The sequence below is a fragment of the Haloferula sargassicola genome (assembly GCF_040362925.1).
Taxonomy (GTDB): Bacteria; Verrucomicrobiota; Verrucomicrobiia; order Verrucomicrobiales; family Akkermansiaceae; genus Haloferula; species Haloferula sargassicola.
Map to the genome: position 1 here is coordinate 1 of NZ_BAABRI010000049.1, position 1,696 is coordinate 1,696.

General features: G+C 64.3%; 2 protein-coding genes, 1 rRNA gene and 2 pseudogenes. 4 read left to right on the top strand and 1 reads right to left on the bottom strand.

Annotation, left to right across the window (positions count from 1 at the left end; all coding sequences use genetic code 11):
- From ABXH26_RS20520 to ABXH26_RS20625, 4 genes and pseudogenes are all read left to right on the top strand, one after another.
- On the top strand, positions 1-626 hold a 626-nt coding region (locus tag ABXH26_RS20520), incomplete at its 5' end, for a transposase (RefSeq protein WP_353568974.1).
- 73 nt (positions 627-699) lie between these two features.
- Positions 700-990, top strand: a pseudogene (locus ABXH26_RS20525) (IS66 family transposase); the annotation flags it as partial.
- A gap of 28 nt (positions 991-1,018) precedes the next feature.
- Positions 1,019-1,234, top strand: a pseudogene (locus ABXH26_RS20620) (IS66 family transposase); the annotation flags it as partial.
- A 37-nt stretch (positions 1,235-1,271) separates the two neighbouring features.
- Entirely contained in the window at positions 1,272-1,433 is a 162-nt protein-coding gene (locus tag ABXH26_RS20625; RefSeq protein WP_434783441.1) for a transposase domain-containing protein, read from the top strand.
- Positions 1,434-1,614: 181 nt separating this feature from the next.
- On the opposite strand, the gene rrf is transcribed toward ABXH26_RS20625, so the two are convergent.
- A 5S ribosomal RNA gene (gene rrf, locus ABXH26_RS20630) occupies positions 1,615-1,696 on the bottom strand; the annotation flags it as partial.

A 1,696-nucleotide genomic window follows, 5' to 3' on the forward strand; every position in this document is an offset into this window, starting at 1 on the left:
TCGGGGAGCCCGGCAACTCCCGCCGCGGCAAAGACCGCCAGAGCCGCCTGCCCCACGCCCGCGGCGAAGGCTGGGACGCTTGCGCCACCCCGTGGAGCGGGAAGATCGCCGTGCTCGTCACCTCGCTTGATGAGCAAGCCTTTCCCGCCCCCGTCATGCCCAAGCAGTATCGCGACCGTGCCGACGCGGAAAACTGCTTCGACGAACTCAAGAACCAATGGGGCTGGAACGGCTACACCTCGCGCCGACTTACCTCCAGCCGGCTCATGGCCAACCTCATCGCCTTGGTTTACAACTGGTGGTCGCTCTACCTGCGCTTCTACGACGCGGAGCACCACCGCGAGGCCATCCGCACCCGCCCCATGCTGATGTCCGGCGTCGGCCGACAGGTCCGGAGTGGAGGCCAGCGCACCGTCAAGGTCAGCGTCCTGCACGAAAAGGGCGACCTCATCGCCCAAGCGGTCACGCGCATCAGCAACGAGTTGCATCACATTTGCGCCATCACGGAGCGATGGACCGTCGAGCAACGCTGGACCCTGCTGCTGACCCGCCTGCTACGCCGCTGGCTGGGCGGGAAATGGCTGCCCGGCCTTCCGGACGAGGTAGAACTCCTGCTCAGCGGATGACCCAAGCCCCGGATCGCAATCCCCCGGCCCACCCGTCAAGCACCCCGCTTCGTGGTGCCAAACGAACGCGCCCATTTTCCCTTTTAGGTTTACCACTGGGCGTGGGCCGCAGCCGTGCCGAACTCGCCGAGTGCCTTGGCAGGCATTTCCGCGGACACGTAAGTGCGATGCCTACAGCGTCTACGAATCCTACGCCCGCACACATCCCGAGGTGAAACTCATCGCCTGCCTCACCCATATCCGGCGCGATTTCACCGACACGCTGAAATCCGGACCGTGCCGCCACTCGGCGCTCATCATCCACCAGCTCTACCGGATCGACTCCGGGCTGCGCGAAAAGAAAGCCTCTCCGGCCCTGAGATACCACGTGCGCGCTTGGCAGAGCGCACCCGCTGGTGCGGCGCATCGGGCGGTTCATGCGCGGCATGCTGCCCACGCACCGGCCGTCCTCTCCCACCAGCCGGGCATTGGCCTCCGCCCTGAGGCATTGGGAAAAATTCGAGCGCTACCTGGACGACGGCCGCTTCGAGATCGACAACAACGAAACCGAGAACGGCATGCGTCCGTTGAAACTGGGGATGAAAAACTGGCTGTTCTTCGGCAGCGAGGACGCCGGCCACCACGCCGCGGCGATCTACACGGCTGGTGGAGAACTGCAAGCTCCACGACCTCCCGGTCGAAGCCTACCTGAAGGAACTGCTGACCGCCCTCCCTGGCGTCACCGACCCCGAGGTCATCGCCACGCTCACGCCCGCCCGCATCGCGGCGGCCCGCCGGAACCAACCCCGCGAAGACCGGGTTGCTTGAAATCCGTCAAGGGGAGCGAATTTACTGCGCTTACCGTCATGCGCTGACGACGAAGAACCGAAGAGCCAATTTACTGCGCTTACCATCCCTTCGCGGCCCGGCGGTGAATGTCTCCGTTCTCCGCTCCTTGCGGGTAAAAAAAAGAGCCCGGCATCTTCATTGCTGAAGATGCCGGGCATAGACCTGGCGGCGTCCTACTCTCACAAGACCTATCGTCTCACTACCATCGGCGCTGCGGCGTTTCACTTCCGGGTTCGGAATGG